This window comes from Ferrimonas balearica, assembly GCF_019802055.1.
Classification (GTDB): Bacteria; Pseudomonadota; Gammaproteobacteria; order Enterobacterales; family Shewanellaceae; genus Ferrimonas; species Ferrimonas balearica_A.
This window is the reverse complement of the sequence record NZ_JAHVHW010000004.1, coordinates 336,720-351,159: the sequence shown is the minus strand read 5'-3', so window position 1 is coordinate 351,159 and position 14,440 is coordinate 336,720. Positions and strand designations below refer to the sequence as shown.

Annotated in this window: 12 protein-coding genes; 11 read left to right on the top strand and 1 reads right to left on the bottom strand. The window is 59.0% G+C overall.

Annotated features, from left to right (window positions below):
• The first annotated feature begins 123 nt into the window (after positions 1 to 123).
• The 8 genes from pnp to fahA all read left to right on the top strand — a co-directional run bounded on the left by pnp (position 124) and on the right by fahA (position 11,037).
• Positions 124 to 2,220, top strand: a complete 2,097-nt coding sequence (gene pnp / locus KUV52_RS02500; protein WP_222524351.1) for a polyribonucleotide nucleotidyltransferase — start codon at positions 124 to 126, stop codon at positions 2,218 to 2,220.
• A 101-nt stretch (positions 2,221 to 2,321) separates the two neighbouring features.
• Complete coding sequence (gene nlpI, locus KUV52_RS02495; protein ID WP_222524350.1) at positions 2,322 to 3,224, top strand: lipoprotein NlpI; 903 nt, start codon at positions 2,322 to 2,324, stop codon at positions 3,222 to 3,224.
• Between the two features lie 116 nt (positions 3,225 to 3,340).
• Positions 3,341 to 4,450, top strand: a complete 1,110-nt coding sequence (locus KUV52_RS02490) for an AI-2E family transporter (RefSeq protein ID WP_222524349.1) — start codon at positions 3,341 to 3,343, stop codon at positions 4,448 to 4,450.
• A complete protein-coding gene (locus tag KUV52_RS02485) occupies positions 4,443 to 5,567 on the top strand; it encodes an HlyD family secretion protein (RefSeq protein WP_261389829.1) in 1,125 nt (374 codons plus the stop codon). The genes KUV52_RS02490 and KUV52_RS02485 overlap by 8 nt, the downstream gene beginning before the upstream one ends.
• Positions 5,557 to 6,585 (top strand): DUF2955 domain-containing protein, encoded by a 1,029-nt coding sequence (locus KUV52_RS02480; RefSeq protein WP_222524348.1) that lies wholly within the window; start codon positions 5,557 to 5,559, stop codon positions 6,583 to 6,585. Before KUV52_RS02485 ends, KUV52_RS02480 begins: the two co-directional genes overlap by 11 nt.
• An 82-nt stretch (positions 6,586 to 6,667) precedes the next feature.
• Positions 6,668 to 8,251, top strand: coding sequence for a peptide chain release factor 3 (prfC, locus tag KUV52_RS02475; RefSeq protein ID WP_222524347.1), 1,584 nt, complete (start codon positions 6,668 to 6,670; stop codon positions 8,249 to 8,251).
• A 166-nt stretch (positions 8,252 to 8,417) separates the two neighbouring features.
• Positions 8,418 to 9,710 carry a homogentisate 1,2-dioxygenase gene (gene hmgA, locus KUV52_RS02470; RefSeq protein ID WP_222524346.1) on the top strand — a complete coding sequence of 431 codons (1,293 nt, stop codon included), beginning with the start codon at positions 8,418 to 8,420 and terminating at the stop codon, positions 9,708 to 9,710.
• Positions 9,711 to 9,735: 25 nt separating this feature from the next.
• Positions 9,736 to 11,037 (top strand): fumarylacetoacetase, encoded by a 1,302-nt coding sequence (gene fahA, locus KUV52_RS02465; RefSeq protein ID WP_222524345.1) that lies wholly within the window; start codon positions 9,736 to 9,738, stop codon positions 11,035 to 11,037.
• A 46-nt stretch (positions 11,038 to 11,083) separates the two neighbouring features.
• Here fahA and KUV52_RS02460 read toward each other — a convergent pair whose 3' ends face one another.
• A complete protein-coding gene (locus tag KUV52_RS02460) occupies positions 11,084 to 11,524 on the bottom strand; it encodes a MarR family winged helix-turn-helix transcriptional regulator (RefSeq protein WP_222524344.1) in 441 nt (146 codons plus the stop codon).
• Positions 11,525 to 11,666: 142 nt separating this feature from the next.
• On the opposite strand from KUV52_RS02460, the gene KUV52_RS02455 reads away from it, so the two are divergent.
• The 3 genes from KUV52_RS02455 (at position 11,667) to KUV52_RS02445 (ending at position 14,285) form a co-directional block, all read left to right on the top strand.
• The gene (locus KUV52_RS02455; protein ID WP_222524343.1) at positions 11,667 to 11,807 is read left to right on the top strand and encodes a hypothetical protein; all 141 of its coding nucleotides are present in this window, start codon (positions 11,667 to 11,669) and stop codon (positions 11,805 to 11,807) included.
• The gene (locus KUV52_RS02450) at positions 11,797 to 12,564 is read left to right on the top strand and encodes a TatD family hydrolase (RefSeq protein ID WP_222524342.1); all 768 of its coding nucleotides are present in this window, start codon (positions 11,797 to 11,799) and stop codon (positions 12,562 to 12,564) included. Before KUV52_RS02455 ends, KUV52_RS02450 begins: the two co-directional genes overlap by 11 nt.
• Before the next feature lie 248 nt (positions 12,565 to 12,812).
• Positions 12,813 to 14,285, top strand: a complete 1,473-nt coding sequence (locus KUV52_RS02445) for a NupC/NupG family nucleoside CNT transporter (protein WP_222524341.1) — start codon at positions 12,813 to 12,815, stop codon at positions 14,283 to 14,285.
• The last annotated feature ends 155 nt before the right edge of the window (positions 14,286 to 14,440 follow it).

The following is a 14,440-nucleotide window of genomic DNA, read 5'->3' as shown; positions in this document are numbered from 1 at the left end:
CGCCCTTTTCTTTTGCCTGTACAAACGCTGAAGGGGACGGGCAAAACTCGCCTATCTTTCGGCGGTGTTTGAAGTATACTAACGGGCGAATTTCAAGGTAAAAAACGCATTAAGGAATCGACAGTGAATCCCGTTATTAAGAGCTTCCCTTACGGCCAGCATACGGTCACCCTGGAAACCGGCGTCATTGCCCGTCAGGCAGACGCAGCCGTTCTCGCCAGCATGGGCGACACCACTGTTCTGGTAACTGTGGTCGGTAAGAAAAGTGTTCAGCCTGGTCAGGACTTCTTCCCTCTGACCGTGAACTACCAGGAAAAGACCTACGCTGCCGGCAAGATCCCGGGTGGTTTCTTCAAGCGTGAAGGTCGTCCGAGCGAAGGTGAGACTCTGACCGCGCGTCTGATCGACCGTCCGATCCGCCCGCTGTTCCCGAAAGGCTTCATGAACGAAGTCCAGGTGATCGCCACTGTCGTTTCCGTTGAGCCTGCCGTTTCTCCGGATGTGGTTGCGATGATCGGTACTTCCGCTGCTCTGGCCCTGTCTGGTATCCCGTTCAACGGCCCGATTGGCTGTGCCCGCGTAGGTTACCGTGACGGCGAGTACCTGCTGAACCCGTCCGTTGAAGAGCTGAAAACCTCCAAGCTGGACCTGGTTGTTGCCGGTACTGAAAGCGCCGTACTGATGGTGGAATCTGAAGCTGAAGTACTGTCTGAAGAAGTGATGCTGGGTGCCGTGATGTTTGGTCACCAGGCGCAACAGACCGTGATTCAAGCCATCAACGAACTGAAAGCCGAAGCTGGCAAGCCCACTTGGGATTGGACCGCTCCGGTTAAGAACGAAACTCTGGCTGCCAAGGTCGCTGAGCTGGCTCAGGCCGGTCTGGGTGACGCCTACCGCATCACTGAAAAAGTGGCTCGTCTGGAAAAGGTTAACGCCGTTAAGGCTGACGCTAAGGCCGCCATCCTGGCCGAGAACCCGGAGCAGGACGAGCAGGAGCTGTCCAACCTGCTGAGCAGCCTGGAGAAGTCCGTTGTTCGTAGCCGCATCATCGGTGGTGAGCCGCGCATCGACGGCCGTGACACCAAGATGGTCCGTGCCCTGTCCGTACTGCCGGGCGTTCTGCCCCGTACTCACGGTTCCGCCCTGTTTACCCGTGGTGAAACTCAGGCGCTGGTTGCGGCCACCCTGGGCACCGAGCGTGACGGTCAGATCATCGACGAACTGATCGGCGAGCGTACCGACCGCTTCATGCTGCACTACAACTTCCCTCCGTTCTGTGTGGGTGAAACCGGCTTTATCGGCTCTCCGAAGCGTCGCGAAATCGGCCACGGTAAGCTGGCTAAGCGTGGTGTTCAGGCCGTAATGCCGACCGCCGAAGAGTTCCCCTACACCGTGCGTGTGGTTTCCGAGATCACCGAGTCCAACGGTTCCTCCTCCATGGCTTCCGTGTGTGGTACCTCTCTGGCTCTGATGGACGCGGGTGTGCCGATCAAGGCTTCCGTTGCCGGTATCGCCATGGGTCTGGTGAAAGAGGGTGAAGACTTCGTGGTTCTGTCTGACATCCTGGGCGACGAAGACCACCTGGGTGACATGGACTTCAAAGTGGCCGGTACCCGTGAAGGTGTGACCGCACTGCAGATGGACATCAAGATCGAAGGCATCACTCAGGAGATCATGCAGATCGCTCTGAAGCAGGCCAACGAAGCTCGTGTTCACATCCTGGGTGTGATGGACGAAGCTCTGCCGGCTCCGCGCTCTGAGCTGTCCATGCATGCGCCGCGCATCACCACCATCAAGATCCACCCGGACAAGATCCGCGAAGTGATCGGTAAAGGTGGCGCCACCATCCGTGCACTGACCGAAGAGACCGGCACCACCATCGAGATCGAAGATGACGGTACTGTGAAGGTGGCTTCCACCGACGGTGCTGCTGCTGCCGAAGCGATCCGTCGCATCGAAGAGATCACCTCCGATGTGGAAGAGGGTCGCATCTACAAAGGTAAAGTGGTTCGCATCGTAGACTTCGGTGCCTTCGTTAACATCCTGCCGGGCAAAGATGGCCTGGTACACATCTCCCAGATCTGCGAAGAGCGCGTGAACAACGTCTCCGACCACCTGGAGATGGGTCAGGAAGTGGACGTTAAGGTGATTGAAGTGGACCGTCAGGGCCGCATCCGTCTGTCCATGAAGGAAGCTGCTGCCAAGCCGGCCGCAGAGTAATCCTGAAAAGACTGAAAAAAAGGGAGCCTTGGGCTCCCTTTTTATTCAGCCTTCTGGGTTAGACTGGAAGGCAATCTGGTCCAGGTAAGGAACCAAACACTATGACCCAAAAACGATGGATACCGCTGGTCGCTGCATTGAGCCTGGTTCTGGGTGGTTGTGCCACTACCGGCAACGGCGTGGATGGTGGATCCGCAGTGCTGCCGCTGGTCACGCCGCAACAGCCGGACCAACAGCTCGAAATTGCATTGGCCAAGTTGACGGAGCTGCTTCAGGTCCCTGACCTTACGGATGACCAACGTGCCCGCTTTCTCTATGAGCGCGCGATTAGCTACGACCGTGTTGGGCTGCGCACCCTGGCCCGAATCGATTTTACCCGAGCCCTGCAGTTGCGGCCGGACATTCCGGATATCTACAACTTCATGGGGATCTATTACACCCAGTCCCAGGAGTTTGATCAGGCCTATGAGGCCTTTGATGCCGTACTGGAGTTGGACCCGGCCTACAGCTACGCCTACCTGAACCGGGGTATCGCCCTCTATTACGGTGGCCGCCCCGCTTTGGCGGTGTCGGATCTGGAAACCTTCTACCTGGATGACCAGAACGACCCCTACCGGGTAATCTGGCTCTATCTGGCTGAGTTGAAGACCGATCCCGAGGGGGCCCAGGCCCGGCTCAGCTACAATCGGACTCAACTGGAAGACAGTGACTGGGCAACCGGTCTGGTGGATCTCTTCCTGAACCGGATCGAACCCAATGCCCTGCTGGCCAGCAGCCGGCAAGGGGTCGAAAGCCAGCGGGCTTTTGCCGAGCGCCTGTGCGAAGCCTATTTCTATCTGGGCAAGAAAGCGCGTCAGGAGGGTCGCCCGCAAGAGGCGGTGAACCTCTATAAACTGGCGCTGGCCACCAACATCTACGAGTTTGTGGAGCACCGCTACGCCCTGGTCGAGATGCGGGAGATTGCTGAGGAAGCGATGCAGTCGGCAGAGCCAGCCGCAGAGTAAGTTCCGGCCCATTGAAGAACGCCACCCCAAGGGGTGGCGTTTTCCGTTGTGGTCAGCAAAAAACCATTCTGTTTACTATGTTTAGGGGTCATCACCGGGTGCACTTAGGAGGCGCCATGACTCCCTCTCCAGACAACCGTCAGATTGAGCGTGAGGTGATTGAAGCGCTCATCAAGTTTGGCCTGATTCTGATCCTGCTAATCTGGTGTTTTCAGATCATTCGCCCCTTCTTTATGCCGGTATTGTGGGGGGCGATCCTGGCCGTTGCCCTTTACCCCCTGCATCTCAAACTTTCCGTCCAATTGGGGGGCAAACCAAAGTGGTCGGCAACCCTGATCACGCTGCTGGCCCTCTCCATCCTGTTGGTGCCTACCTTCTTTGTGGCAGGCGCCATGCTGGGCGGGGCCAGTGATGTGGCTCAACAGCTGGAGGCGGAGACCTTTACCGTTCCTCCGCCCACCACTCAGGTTCGCGAGTGGCCTTTGGTTGGTGAGAAAGCGTTTGAGGCCTGGCAGCTGGCATCGCATAACCTGGAGCGGTTCCTTAGTGCCCATGCCGAATCGCTTAAGCAACATCTGACCACCGTACTCCAGACCTTCGGTGGGGTGCTTTCCACTGTCGCCATGTTTACGTTTTCGATCCTGATCAGTGGTGTCTTTATGGCTACCGGGCCCGCCTGTGGCAAGGGGGTTCAGTTGATGGCCGATCGGGTGACCGGACACCCCAACTCCCCTCTGCCGGAGATGGCGGCGAAGACGGTCCGCAGCGTGGCCCAGGGCGTCTTGGGTGTGGCCTTTATTCAGGCGATGGCGGCGGGACTGGGTATGGCGCTGATGGGCGTCCCCTTTACCGGGCTGTGGACTCTGCTGATCCTGATTCTCGCCATTGCACAACTGCCCCCCATTCTGGTGCTGGGACCGGTGATCGCCTACGTATTTTCGGTTTCCTCCGGCATGCCTGCCATCCTGTTTACCGTTTGGGCCATTCTGGTCAGTGCCAGTGACGGACTGCTCAAGCCGCTGCTGCTTGGTAAGGGCCTGAACGTGCCGACACTGGTGATTCTGCTGGGTGCCATCGGCGGCATGATGCTGTCCGGCATTATTGGCCTGTTTGTTGGGGCCGTAGTATTGGCGCTCGGCTACACCCTGCTAGAAGCCTGGCTCACCGGAGCGGGGCTTGCCGTCGAATCGGAAGCCCCTGCTGAAGGGGAGCGCCCCGATGAGTGAAAAACCGAAAACCGACCACGACGTTGAGAGCCCAGCCCCTGAAAGTGATGCGTCTGCGGGCAAACTGGTGCGCAACACCTCCCTGACGTTGCTGCTGCTTTGCGCTCTCATCTTTGCCTGGTATCTGGGGGCGGAGCGCTACACACCCAGTACTGACAATGCCCGGGTCAGGGCCTATGTGTTGCCGGTTGCCAGTCAGGTTGCCGGGCGCATTGATGAAATACTGGTGGTCAACAACCAGGTGGTGGAGCAGGGGGAGGTGTTGCTGCGCATCGAGCGCGAGCGCTACCAGTTGGCGGTGCGAAAAGCGGAGGCAGAGCTGGCTCTGGCGGGACAGGAGGTGGGCGCGGGCACGGCCAATGTGGCCTCTGCTCAGGCCCGTCTGATTGAAGCGGTCACCAACCTGAATAACATCAAGGCCGATGTGGCACGAATACTGGCGGTTGCGGAGGAGGGCTACGTCTCCCAGACCGATGTGGATAGGGCCCGGGCTCAGTTGAGTAATGCGCAGGCTGGCGTGGATAAAGCGCAGGCGGACCTGGAGGTGGCCAAGCAGCAGGCGGGCATCGACGATGAACGCAACCCGAAAGTGCAGCGGGCGCTGACCGCGCTGGGCCAGGCCAGACTGGACCTGGAAAACACCGAAATCAAAGCGCCCCGCCTTGGGCTGGTTTCCAACCTGCGTTACGACGTCGGGTATTACGCCAATCCCGGCCAGCCCCTGATGACCTTTATCTCGACCCGGGATGTGTGGGTGGAGGCCTATCTGCGGGAAAACAACCTGGAGCATATTGAGCCTGGCAACGAAGTGGAGATGGTGCTGGATGCCGCCCCGGGACGGGTGATCAAAGGGGAAGTGGTGTCCGTCAGCTACGGTGTTCAGTTTGAAACCGGCAGTAGCGTGGGCACTCTGCAGGATCCGGTAACCACCACCGGCTGGCTGCGTGACCCGGAGCGGTTTCCGGTTCTGATTCGCTTTGCCGATGAGGAGAGCCGGGGTTTTCAGCGGGAAGGGGGGCAGGCGGATGTCATCGTTTACACCGAGTCATCGGGCTTTCTCTACTGGATAGGTAAGGCCTGGATCCGTTTGTTGAGCCTGATCAGCTATGTCTACTGACACTCTGGTTGAACAGCACGGCCCGGGCTACTGGCGTCAGCGTGCCATCTTTCGGTTTGGCACCGGTGTGGCGACGGCGATGATATTGGCGGCGAGCTTTGAGTGGAGCCTGTCGATGATCACCCCGATCTTTGTCGCCATGCTGCTGGGGCCCCCCGGTGTGCGTCTTCCTCATGGGGCCTACTCCAAACTTCTGCTCGCTGTCGCGTTTACTTTCGCGGTTGGTATTGGGCTGGTGGCGCTGCTGCCCTATGCCCTGATGTTTGTTCCATTGCAGACACTGCTGCTGTTCCTCACTTTTTATCGGGCGGAGCGGGGGATGAATCCGCTGATTGTGGTGATGCTGCTGATCGCCATTCTGATGTTTCCCTCGCTGGGGCTGATGGGGCGAAACCTGGCCATTGGGTTTGCCTTGGGTTTTCTTGGTTCCCTCGCCATCGCGCTGGCGCTCTGCGCGCTGTTTTATGCCTGGATCCCCTCCGGTCCGGCGCCGAAGCCGACGCCTCCGGTGCTGCCTTCGGAAGCGGAGGCCTACCGCAATGCCTGGCTCAGCACCCTGCTGGTGCTGCCGCTGCTGCTGTTTTTCTATCTGACCGATCGCTCCGGGGATCTGCTGGTATTGATTCTTGTGGCCATTCTCAGTCAGAGCCCCGGACTGGCGGCGGGCAGCAAAGCGGGTCTGGGGATGATTGTGGCGAACCTGGTTGGCGGGGCCGCGGCGATGCTGTTCTACAACCTGCTGGTGGCCGTCCCCACGTGGATCTTCTTTGTCCTGCTGATGTGGCTGACGGCGCTGCTGTTTGGCCAGGCGATCTTTACCTCGCCGAAGGGCAAGGTGTTTGCCACCGGTTTTACCACCCTGTTGATCCTGATCGGCTCCACCACCTTTTCCGGTGGCGGCGAGGCCAGTACCAAGCTGATTCTGCGAATCGGGCAGATGCTGATGGCCACCGGATACCTGGCTTTGGGGGCCTGGGTGATGGGGGCGTTGGGCTGGATCCCGCGTTCGTCGGACTAGGTCCCTTTTTCTACACTCTCCGTGACGCTATAATGCGCGGTCTTTTCCGCCATCAGGCCCTTCAACCAGATTAAGTGATCCAATGAGTCAACACGCCCAGGAAGTGGCGAAGCGCCGGACCTTCGCCATCATCTCTCACCCGGACGCCGGTAAGACCACCATCACCGAGAAGGTGCTGCTGTTCGGACACGCGCTGCAGAAAGCCGGTACCGTTAAGGGCCGTGGTTCAGGTCAGCATGCCAAATCCGACTGGATGGAGATGGAGAAGGAGCGTGGTATCTCCGTGACCACCTCCGTGATGCAGTTCCCCTACAACGAGGCGCTGGTCAACCTGCTGGATACCCCCGGACACGAAGACTTCTCCGAAGACACCTACCGCACCCTGACGGCGGTGGATTCCTGTCTGATGGTGATCGACGCCGCCAAGGGTGTGGAAGATCGTACCCGCAAGCTGATGGAAGTGACCCGTCTGCGCGACACGCCCATCCTCACCTTTATGAACAAGCTGGACCGGGACATCCGTGACCCGATGGAGCTGTTGGACGAGGTGGAGAACGAGCTCAAGATCATGTGTGCGCCCATCACCTGGCCCATCGGCTGCGGTAAAGAGTTCAAGGGCGTGTACCACCTGTACCGTGATGAAACCATCCTGTACCAGACCGGCCAGGGTCACACCATTCAGGAAGTGCGCATCATCAAGGGCCTGGACAACCCGGAGCTGGATCAGGTGGTCAGCGACGAGTTGGCGGCACAGCTGCGTGATGAGCTGGAGCTGGTGCGCGGCGCGTCCAACGAGTTTGATCTGGAGCTGTTCCTGTCCGGTGATCTGACTCCGGTCTTTTTCGGTACCGCACTGGGTAACTTCGGCGTGGACCACATGCTGGATGGCCTGACCGAGTGGGCACCGGCACCGCAGCCCCGTACGACCGATGAGCGTGAGGTGGAAGCGAACGAAGAGAAGTTCTCCGGCTTCGTGTTTAAGATCCAGGCCAATATGGATCCCAAGCACCGTGACCGCATCGCCTTTATGCGCATCTGCTCCGGCAAATACACCAAGGGCATGAAGATGCACCATGTGCGTCTGGGTAAAGACGTCAGCATCTCCGATGCGGTGACCTTTATGGCGGGCGACCGTTCCCACGCGGAGGAAGCCTTCCCGGGCGACATCATCGGTCTGCACAACCACGGCACCATCCAGATTGGTGACACCTTCTCTCAGGGTGAAAAGTTCAAGTTCACCGGGATCCCGAACTTTGCGCCGGAGATGTTCCGTCGTATCCGTCTGAAGGATCCGCTGAAGCAGAAGCAGCTGCTTAAAGGTCTGGTACAGCTCTCTGAAGAGGGTGCAGTGCAGGTCTTCCGTCCCATCGACAACAACGACCTGATCGTTGGCGCGGTTGGGGTGCTGCAGTTTGACGTGGTAGTGGCCCGTCTAAAGTCCGAGTACAAGGTGGAAGCGGTGTACGAGCCGATCAACGTGGCGACCGCCCGTTGGGTGGAGTGCAGCGATGCCAAGAAGCTGGACGAGTTCCGCCGTAAAGCGTCTACCAACCTGGCTCTGGACGGTGGTGACAACCTCACCTACATCGCCCCGACCATGGTGAACCTCAACCTGACCCAGGAGCGCTACCCGGATATCGTCTTCCATAAGACCCGGGAGCATTAATTGCCGTCGGTATGAGCAGAGAGAAGGGCGCAGTCGCGCCCTTTTTTGTGTCCTGTCACTCTGGTTTTACGCTTTTCCGATCGTTATCTGCTTCTCCGGCCCTTGAGCTATTCTCCGACTCTCTCTAAATTGGTTTCATCTGAAACTAGTTTCAAGGATGATGGCGATGGCCGAGTTGCACTACCTCCACGGTTTTGGCAATGAGCACGAAACCGAAGCCCTGACCGGTGCTCTGCCGGTGGGGCAGTTCAGTCCCCAGCGATGCCCCTACAACCTGTATGCGGAGCAGCTGACCTCCACCGCGTTTACGGCACCCCGCGCCGCCAATCGCCGAACCTGGATGTACCGGTTACGCCCCTCCGTGGCGATGGGGGAGTTTGCGCCCCGGCACCACGAGATGTGGAAGACCGCCCCGCAAAACGTGCCGACACCGCCAAACCCGATGCGCTGGGATCCGCTGCCTTTGCCGGAGAGCCCAACCGACTTCATCGATGGCCTGGTGACGGTCGCGGTTAATGGAGACGCCAAAGCGCAGCATGGCATGGGGATCCACGTCTATCGTGCCAATGCGGATATGGGCAATCGGGTGTTCTACAACGCCGACGGCGAACTGCTCTTTATCCCCCAACTGGGTGCACTGCGGGCGGAAACCGAGCTGGGCATTCTTGAGGTCGGCCCCGGGGAGATCCTGGTGATCCCCAGAGGCATCAAGTTCCGAATCCGTCCGCTGGATGGGCCGATCCGCGGTTACCTGTGCGAGAACTACGGCGCCCCGTTTATCCTGCCGGAACGCGGCCCGGTGGGCGCCAACGGTTACGCCAATGACCGGGACTTTCAGTACCCCGTCGCCTGGTTCGAAGACCGGGAGGGGGAGTTTGAGTTACTGGCCAAATTCTGTGGCGGCTTGTTTGCTGCGCCCGTCAGCCACTCACCGCTGGATGTGGTGGCCTGGACCGGCAACAGCGCGCCCTATAAGTACGACCTCTCCCGCTTCAACGTGATGAACACGGTGAGCTTCGACCACCCCGACCCGTCCATCTTTACGGTACTGACCAGCCCCAGTGACACTGAAGGTTGGGCCAATGCGGACTTTGTGATCTTCCCGCCACGCTGGATGGTGGCAGAGCACACCTTCCGACCGCCCTGGTATCACCGCAACATCATGAGCGAGTTTATGGGGCTGATTGAGGGGGTCTATGATGCCAAGGAGACCGGCTTTGTGCCCGGCGGCATGAGTCTGCACAACGCCATGACGCCTCACGGCCCGGAAGCGGAAGTGTTCGATAAGGCAAGCAGCGCACAGCTTCAGCCCCAGCGCTACCAGGACACCATGGCTTTTATGCTTGAGTCCCGTTATGTCATCGAGCCCACCCGTTTTGCTCTGGACACCGAGCTGCGGCAACGGGATTATCAGCAGTGCTGGAACGGACTGACTAAGCATTTCAATGGAGAGCGCTAAGACGCTCAACAGTAAGGGAACCACCATGCATACATTGAACGAAACCCACGATCTGGCCCTGACCAGTTGGGTCGACAGCGCCAATCGCCCGGGTTGCGATTTCCCCATTCAGAATCTGCCTTTTGCCAGTGTGCGTCGTCGTGGCAGTGACGAGTCGTTCCGCGGTGCCGTCGCGATCGGCGACGTTGCCCTGGATCTGGCCGCCGTCCGTGATGCCCAGGTGTTTGGCGGTGAGATTGCCGAACTGGTGGCGCTGGCGGCGCAACCAAAGCTCAATGGGTTTATGGCGAAGGGCGCTGCGGCCTGGTCGTCACTGCGCCTGGCGTTGTCCCGTGCTCTGCGTTCCAACTCGGTGGAGCAGGGGGCTTTGGAAGCTTGCCTGATCCCGCTGGCAGAACTGGAGTATGACCTGGCGATGAACATCGGTGATTACACCGATTTCTACACCTCCATTCATCATGCAACGGCCGTTGGCTCCCTGTTCCGCCCGGACAACCCGTTGCTGCCCAACTATAAGTGGGTGCCCATCGGCTACCACGGCCGGGCGTCTTCCATCGGCGTGTCGGGTCAGGCGTTTCATCGTCCCAAGGGCCAACTCAAGGCCCCGGATGCTACAGAGCCCAGCTTTGGCCCCTGCAAGCGCCTCGATTATGAGCTGGAGGTGGGTATCGTTATCGGTCAGGGCAATGCGCTGGGCGAGCCGATCAGCATTGAGCAGGCGGAGCAGCATGTGTTTGGCCTGTGTCTGCTGAACGACTGGTCTGCCCGTGATATTCAGGCCTGGGAATACCAGCCGCTGGGGCCGTTCCTCTCCAAGAGCTTTGCGTCCACCCTCTCCCCCTGGATCGTGACTCTGGAAGCGTTGGCCCCCTACCGTGCCGCATTTACCCGCCCGGAGAGTGACCCACAACCCTTGCCCTACCTGACAGCGGAAGCCAACAGTGCTGGCGGAGCGGTGGATATGCAGCTGGAGTGCCTGATCCAGACTCCGGCCATGGCGGAGCCGGTACGCCTGTCTCGTTCCAACTTCCGAGACTCTTACTGGACCATCGCTCAGATGGTGACTCACCATACGGTGAACGGCTGCAATCTCCAGGCTGGTGATCTCTTCGGCTCCGGCACCCAGTCCGGGCCCAATCATGAAGAGGCGGGCTCACTGCTGGAGCTGAGTCGCGGTGGCAAGACCCCCATTACTCTGGCGGGTGGCGAAACCCGCACCTTCCTTGAGGATGGGGACACCATCATCATGAAAGCGGTGTGCGAGAAGCCGGGTGCGCCCCGTATCGGATTTGGCGAGGTGCGCAGCACCGTACTGCCGGCACGATAAGACGAAGACAGAAAAAAGCCCCGCATTGCGGGGCTTTTTTGATCCTTCAGTTCGCTTCCAGTTTGTCCAGCAGGGCCAGCAGTTGGGCTCGCTCCTGCTTATCCAGTGCCCCTAACCGCTGCTGCTCCCAATCCAGTGCATGAGGCACCAGTTGCTCATACAGGGCCACACCCGCTTCGGTCAGATGTAGGTGGGCCTGCCTCTGGTCCTGACTGTCTCGTTCCCGGACCAGCAGACCCCGCTCTCCCAGTCGCTGCACCGCCCGGGATATCTTGGTTTTGTCCATTCCAGTGCGCTCCGCCAGTCCCTTGCTGGTCAGCGGCGCGTGCTCTGCCAGTTGCGCCAGGATCCGCCACTCCGGAATGGTAATGGCAAAGGGCGCTTCGGCGTAGATGGCGGACAGCTCCTGACTGAGCCGGTGCGCCAGATCCGCCAGACGGTAAGGGATAAAATGCTGAAGCTTCAAAGTGGACTGGGCGCTGCTCATGGTCTGGAATCGGGATACACAGGGCCCTCTATCATCTCGGTTCAGGCTGCCTCCCGCAACCCGCTTTGCCACGGTTGTTGAGTACACCGGTTGTGCACTTCCTGATACAGTGAGGCCAGCTGATAGATCCAAGGAGTTGCTGATGAAGTGGTTACGTCACTGGTGGCAAAAGTACTGCGCGTTTCTGGACAGCCTGGGATTCACCCCGGAAAACAAACGCTGTTGTGTGCCCCTGTCTGAGCGGGCGCAAGAGGCGATAAAGCGGGGCGAGCGTGCTGATTGACAGCCACTGCCATCTCGACCTCCCCGCCTTTGACGAAGATCGCGACGCGGTACTGACGCGAGCGAAGAAGGGGGGCGTCGGTGCCCTCATCGTGCCAGCGGTGGACCGCCATAACTGGGATGCTGTAACCGCGCTGGCTGGGCAGAGGCAGGGAGTTCGTATCGGTACAGCACTGGGATTACACCCCTGTTTTACCCATCAGGCGGAAGACATCGAGGCGCTGGCAGAACGGCTGGCGAGTCAACCGGAGCTGGTCGCCGTAGGGGAGTGTGGTCTTGATGCGGTATCCGGCGCAGCTCCGATGCCGGAGCAACTCCGCCTCTGCGAGGCTCAGCTGGCACTGGCGCGTCAGCATCAACTGCCGGTGATCCTTCATGTGCGCAAAGCCCATAACGAGATGCTGACTCTGTTGGCCAGGCACCCCCTGCTGGCGGGAGGCGTGGTGCATGGATTCAGTGGCAGCCTGGTTCAGGCCCAGCAATATTGGCGTCGAGGTTTTCATCTGGGGGTTGGGGGCGTGATCACCTACCCAAGAGCCAACAAAACCCGGCAGGCACTCGCTCAGGTTCCGGTAGAGGCGCTGTTGCTGGAAACCGACAGTCCCGATATGCCGCTCAACGGCTATCAGGGGCAGCGTAACGAGCCAGCCCGTGTCGCTTCGGTACTGACGGTATTGGCAGAACTTCGTCAATGCGACGCCCCGGCTCTTGGGCACCAGCTAACCCTTAATGCAGAACGGCTTTTTTTCCTCCCTTGAAATTAACCTCCTATTAACTTAAATCCACATGCGGCTGCTATGGTTATCCCTATCTCCCCGATTTACGGATGGCCGTTGTGAACCTTGGCAAAGTTATTTTTGTTAAATTTCATCACTATCCGTTACAAAGATCCCTTTTTTGCAGGAATGGTGGGGATTTCTTTCCCCTTTGCCCTTATAATCGGCGCCGAATTTTCTTCAAATTACAATAATGTAATAAAAGTCCAGAACACGAGGTTTACAGGTTAATGAATATCGTGATGAGTCTGGTGGGGATCCTAACCCTGCTGCTGATTGCCTTCGGGCTGTCCAACAACCGCAAAGCCATCAACTGGCGTACCGTGGGTGGCGCTTTTGCCATTCAGGCCAGCTTGGGGGCTTTCGTTCTTTACGTTCCAGTCGGTAAAGATATCCTGGGTGGTATCTCTGGGGCGGTATCCAGCGTTATTGGCTACGCCAACGACGGCATCAGTTTCCTGTTTGGTGACTTGGCCAAGTTCAAGGTGGGGTTCATCTTCGCCATTAATGTTCTGCCGGTTATCGTCTTCTTCTCCTCTCTGATTGCGGTGCTCTACTACCTGGGCGTGATGCAGTGGATCATCCGTATCATCGGTGGTGCTCTGCAGAAAGCGCTGGGCACCAGTCAGCCGGAGTCCATGTCTGCTACCGCTAACATCTTCGTGGGCCAGACTGAAGCGCCGCTGGTGGTTCGTCCCTTTATCCCGACCATGACTCAGTCTGAACTGTTCGCCATCATGGTGGGTGGTCTGGCGTCCGTTGCCGGTTCCGTACTGGCCGGATACGCCGGTCTGGGTGTGCCGCTGGAGTACCTGATTGCCGCGTCCTTTATGGCGGCACCGGGTGGTCTGCTGATGGCCAAGATGATGCATCCTGAGACTGAAGAGCCGAAGCAGCACATGGAAGACATCGGTGAGCCTGAGGACAAGCCTGCCAACGTACTGGATGCCGCTGCTGCGGGTGCCTCTTCCGGTATGCAGCTGGCCCTGAACGTGGGTGCGATGCTGCTGGCTTTCATCGGCTTGATCGCGCTGGTCAACGGTCTGATCGGCTGGGCCGGTGGTCTGCTGGGCTGGGGTGACGCTGCCGTGACCCAAACCTTTATGGCCCTGCAACAGGTTGCGGGTTCTACCCCGGCCTTTGCCGAATTTGCCAATGGCCTGGCTGCCCAGGCTGAGCAGCCTGTTGCCGAGATCGGTAGCTGGATTGCCGGTGTTGACCGTGACGTGCTGATCAACGCTCTGAACGGCCTGACTCTGGATGGCAACCAAGCCGGTGCTGTGCAGGCGGTACTGGGTGCGGCCCAGTCCAACCTGACTCTCGAACTGATCCTGGGTTACGTCTTCGCGCCGCTGGCATTCCTGATGGGTGTGCCGTGGGAAGAAGCTACCGTAGCGGGTTCCTTTATCGGTCAGAAGATCGTGGTAAACGAGTTCGTGGCTTACGTGAACTTTGCCCCGTACCTCACCGGTGACCTGCTGATCAACGGCGCGGTAATGACCGACCGCACTCAGGCGATCATCGCGTTTGCGCTGTGTGGTTTTGCCAACCTCTCCTCCATCGCGATTCTGCTGGGCGGTCTGGGTGCCATGGCGCCGAACCGTCGCCATGATCTGGCTCGTCTGGGTCTGCGTGCCGTGGTGGCAGGTTCACTCTCCAACCTGATGAGTGCGACCCTGGCCGGTTTGTTCCTCTCCCTCTAATTGTTGGGCAGGTTCACAAAAGGCGACCCTTGGGGTCGCCTTTTTGTTGGCTCATGGCAGGGGGTGAAGACGATTCAGATAAAAGCGTCTACTATGGCGTTGCGAAAGTGTGATCAATCGCACACCGATTGAGCGTTTGCTCCTTGCTTTCGCCT